Annotated in this window: 5 protein-coding genes; 4 read left to right on the top strand and 1 reads right to left on the bottom strand. The window is 31.9% G+C overall.

Annotation, left to right across the window (positions count from 1 at the left end; translation table 11 throughout):
• From JM658_RS16820 to JM658_RS16805, 4 genes are all read left to right on the top strand, one after another.
• Window positions 1–1029 (top strand): site-specific integrase (locus JM658_RS16820; RefSeq protein ID WP_236961021.1); only part of this gene is annotated, 1029 nt, incomplete at its 5' end.
• 531 nt (window positions 1030–1560) lie between these two features.
• On the top strand, window positions 1561–2112 hold the full coding sequence (locus tag JM658_RS16815; RefSeq protein ID WP_236961019.1) for a hypothetical protein: 552 nt from the start codon (window positions 1561–1563) through the stop codon (window positions 2110–2112).
• A gap of 19 nt (window positions 2113–2131) precedes the next feature.
• Window positions 2132–2608 carry a helix-turn-helix domain-containing protein gene (locus tag JM658_RS16810; RefSeq protein WP_236961017.1) on the top strand — a complete coding sequence of 159 codons (477 nt, stop codon included), beginning with the start codon at window positions 2132–2134 and terminating at the stop codon, window positions 2606–2608.
• The gene (locus JM658_RS16805; protein ID WP_236961015.1) at window positions 2608–3069 is read left to right on the top strand and encodes a hypothetical protein; all 462 of its coding nucleotides are present in this window, start codon (window positions 2608–2610) and stop codon (window positions 3067–3069) included. The genes JM658_RS16810 and JM658_RS16805 overlap by 1 nt, the downstream gene beginning before the upstream one ends.
• A gap of 198 nt (window positions 3070–3267) precedes the next feature.
• On the opposite strand, the gene JM658_RS16800 is transcribed toward JM658_RS16805, so the two are convergent.
• On the bottom strand, window positions 3268–3669 hold the full coding sequence (locus JM658_RS16800; RefSeq protein ID WP_236961013.1) for a hypothetical protein: 402 nt from the start codon (window positions 3667–3669) through the stop codon (window positions 3268–3270).
• Between the last annotated feature and the right edge of the window lie 1071 nt (window positions 3670–4740).

The following is a 4740-nucleotide window of genomic DNA, read 5'->3' as shown; positions in this document are numbered from 1 at the left end:
CTCAACAAGATCCACCAAACCTTTATTGATAATGACAATGAGGTAACCGCCAAGGACCTGATGTACGAACTACGTGGTGGCTCCAAGGTAAAATCAAAACTTCTTCTGGAAGTATTCAAGGAACACAATGAAAAAATGGATACTCTAATTGGAAAAGATATAACAGCATCTACAGCGAGTAGATATTGGACCTGTTATCGTCATCTGGAATCCTTCATTAAAAAAGAATACAATACTACAGACTATGCCTTAAGAAACATAGATAACTTATTTATTACCAAATTAGAATATTACCTTAAGACCACCAGAAAATGTAATCATAATTCCACACTTAAATACATTAATAATTTTAAAAAAATCATTCGAATTGCCATTGCAAACCAATGGATAGACAGAAATCCTTTCTTTAATTATAAAGTGAAGTTTAAGCCTGTAGAGCGTGAATTTTTAACCGAAAAGGAAATCAATACATTATATGAAAAAGAATTACACTTCGACCGTTTGCGCTTGGTCAGGGACATATTCCTATTCTCATGTTATACCGGTCTGGCCTATTCCGATGTAAAAAAACTTTCACAGGATGATATTATTATTGGCATCGATGGATATCAATGGATTCGTACCAAACGAACTAAAACCAATACAATAAGTAGTATTCCTTTACTTCCAGTTGCTCTAGAAATTTTGGATAAATACAAAGAACATCCAGAAGTTAAAAAGGGAAAATATATCCTACCGGTTCTAAGTAACCAAAAGTCAAATGCATTTTTGAAAGAAATAGCCGAACTATGCGGAATCAAAAAAAATCTTACCACACATCTAGCCAGACATACGTTTGCAACTACAGTAACACTTTCCAATGGTGTTCCTATTGAGTCTGTAAGTCGTATGTTAGGACATAAATCTTTACGTACAACACAGCATTATGCAAAAATTATAGACCGGAAAATTAGTGATGACATGAGAGCCTTAAGAGAAAAATTAGAGGTGAATGAGAAGGAGGTTTCTAAGAGATCACCATCTATATAAATGAATTATAAAACAAATACCAATCCTGATGCTTGCATTAACGTTAAACCAGGCAAAGCTAGAAAACTGAATTACTTGAGTCAATTAACCGTAGACACAGCCAACCATGAGATTAGTGATATCCAAGCCTAAACTTAATTAGGCGGTAAAATAAAAGGGCTTAAAACTATCTTGTTTTTATAAAATTAATGGCTTGTGCAACAGTTACACTATATATGACAAATAGCTACGGCTTTTCTAAACCGAAAAATTTGGTATTTTTGGTAAACTGCCAAATCTTTTGATTTGGCTTTTGAAAAGAAAAGTTAAAAACAAAATACAAAAGTTTTGGCTTGTGGCTCGGCGGAATGGTTCTCCCCTATTTGCACGCTACTTGTCATATATAGTGTAACCGTTGGCAACAAGCTACAAACCCAAAGACCATTATACACATAAATGTTGATATCTTGTTGCTTACTTTGCAAATAAAGTCAATACTATTTCCTAAAAATCAGTTAAATTTGTCAAAAAATAAACTTACAGGTTGATTTAATGAAAATAATTAATACATTTGCAATAGTAAAAGACAGTTTATATTCAGTTCAATATGATACTGAATTGTTAAATGAATTTGCAAAATGTTTTGAATTATGGAACGATCCAATCTATTTAAGAGAGTTTTTCGAACAGCACAAGGAAGATCTAAATAACGAGTTCTGGAATGGCATAACTATAGAAGAAGCTATTATTAAAACAAAGGAAGACGCTAGCCTTTTCGAAGAAGAATTGCTATACATAGCAGAAACTGGAAAAACTGAAAGACTTGAAACATTATCTACATTATTTGAACCCTTATCAAAAGGAGTTATCGACGAAAATCTTGAAAAAGACAAAGCCAAAGGAATGAAAAGACCTAGTTGGCTTCGGATTTACGCAATAAGAATTGAAGCCAATCTATTTGTTGTTTGTGGTGGAGCAATTAAACTTACACCTACAATGAACGAAAGAGACCATTTAATTTTAGAATTAGACAAACTAGAATTCACACGCAACTATCTACAAGATGAAGATGATGAAAATTTAGAATTTGTCGAATTAAATTAAAACAACCTAATAAATACCAATGAGTATTAACAACATAAAAAACAGACTTAAAGAATCTTCAAAACAAGACAATACTTGGATTGAAAAAGCAAAATATCGCAAAGAAAATAAAGCTTGGCTTGATATTTCTTTTGCTATTGCTGTAAAAATAATGTCTGCTCTTAAAGCAAACAAAACTGCTAATATCTTTCCTAAAACTCAAAAAGAATTAGCTAAAGCAATGCTTTGCTCACCTCAATATGTTAATAAACTATTGAAAGGTACTGAAAACCTTCAATTAGAAACTATTACTAATATTGAGCAAATCTTAAATGTAAGCTTAATTCAAGTGCCTGAATTTCAAACAACAATTCAAGTTCAAGTTGAGAAATATAACAAGTACACTAAATCTGATGAATTAGTGAACATTGAGAGTAGTCTTTCAAGTTACGAATCACTATTTGGAGCATTTTCTTACGAAAACGAACCAGACTGCCTTCTTAAATTAGTTGCATAATGGCTGAAGAAAAAAATAAAATTGGATTTGCATTAAAAAAAATAACAACTGAACAGTTTGCTATTATTGAATCAGCTTATAAAGAAGGTGATTTAGTAGATTTAAAAGCTGGATTAAGGTTTGGAATTAATTTTGAAAACAATATTATCTCTGTAGTTTTTTCTACAAATCTTATTCAAGAAAAATCCCCTTTTTTAATAATAGAGGTTGGTTGTCATTTCAATATAACTACAGAAGCTTGGTCAAGTTTCTACAATGAAACTAAAACTGAATTAATAGTTCCTAAAGGATTTATAGGTCATTTAGTGATGTTAACCATCGGTACTACAAGAGGAGTTTTACACAGCAAAACAGAGAACACACCATTTAATAGTTTTTTACTTCCAACTTTAAACGTTAATGAATTGGTCAAAAAGGATGTTATTTTTAAAGTCGAATTAGACAAAAAAGAATCTAAATAAAATACAAAAGCCAGTTGCCAACAATGGTGGCTGTTGCTCGAGCTCTTTTTTAATCAAATTTCTAATTAAAAGCAGTTCTTGAAAATGACATATACCTAGAAAACAACAGCTTACCTATTATTAAAATTTAGGATAATCCTCTTTTCTTATAAATTTAGAGTTGTGCAACAGTTACCATTGTTGTAAAACGTATTTTTTTCATCCGATGTTATGAATTCGACCTTTGAGTTTACTTCGATTGAATGAACTCACTCTCGTTTGGTCTTGTTTTTTTATAATTCCATATGCAATAACAGGAACGAGTAAAAATCCGCCAACAATATAAATCACATAATGATTCCGACTTCCAGAAAATATTGGATTCACAAAAAAGAACATTAATGGTGTTCCAACTAAAAAAATCAGTCCCGCTCCTATTTGAGCTAATTTTGATTCTTTCGTGTATAATTCGTCAACGTGAAATTCCGTTTTAATTCCGCAATTTTTACAATTCAGAGTTTTCTTTTCTCCATCTTGCATTGCAAATTCAACTCTCGTATTCGCACTTGTTGAGTATCCGATTTCAGTTTTACATTTTTCACATTTTCCGTGAACTTTCATTTGTTTTCGAGGTCGATTTTATATGTTTTACAACATATGTATAAACACATGTGGTGTGTTAATGCTCATTATATATACATTCAAATATACAGAAATCTAATAGTTATATAGAATTGTAGTTATTATTGGTTCTTGAAAAAAGTTTTGGCTGAATTATGTCGTACCAGTGTATTTCTTATCCTGAATCATGGTTAGAATTGGGTAAGGATACAAATATTAGTTTTTCAGGAATTTAATTTACAACTGATTCTTATGGCAAAATAAAAATCCTTTGAAGAGCTTAAATTAATTCTGTTTTTATAAAGTTAGAGGGTTGTGCAACGGTCACCAACTTGTTGTACGCTGGCATTTTTGTTTTAAGTTCGTCAGCGTTGGCGTGAAAGCTCTTTGCAACCGCAGGAACAAGGATTATAATGTGCTTGACCGTTCGGTTGGGTATTTTTTCGGCTTGTATACAACTAGTTATAACATCACGAATATATTTATTTAAAACTATACTCTTTCGAATATCGATAACTATCTATACATATGTCCCTTAATTAAGGTTACATTATTCCACAGATAATATTCAATACTACATACGCTTTTACTTCAATGAGTGTTCTGTTCTCATTACCGGTTCAGCACATTCTCTTCATTCCGCGAAAAGCTGTATTCTTGGCAATGAGTTTCCTTAAAATGCCTTGAAAATCATCCCATTTTCTTTTCCATTCCAAAATCGTGAACGGTGTCCGCTTCATCGGAATTCCTTTATTGCATTTAGTTTCACTTCCTGATAGTTTCCGATTCTTCATAATTAGGTTTTTATCTCCTTCACACCCATAGCTGTTACTCTTTTATTTGACCGCAAAACACCAACATTTTGGAGTTGAGCGGACTGCATAAGTCGCTCCCCAAGCTCGCTTTTATAAGTCCTTGTCAATCCAAAATATTTAATCCGTGTAAGCATCAAAAAAAGATAACAGCTATACGGCACTATGGGAAGTAAATCAAAACCAGTTTATCATGAAATCTCTAGTAAAATATCAATTCGGAAGTGAAACTAAAAAACATCAAAAAAGAAAAACGCTA

It is taken from the genome of Joostella atrarenae, assembly GCF_021764745.1.
In the GTDB taxonomy this organism is placed as follows: domain Bacteria; phylum Bacteroidota; class Bacteroidia; order Flavobacteriales; family Flavobacteriaceae; genus Galbibacter; species Galbibacter atrarenae.
This window is presented reverse-complemented; position numbering and strand designations above follow the sequence as displayed.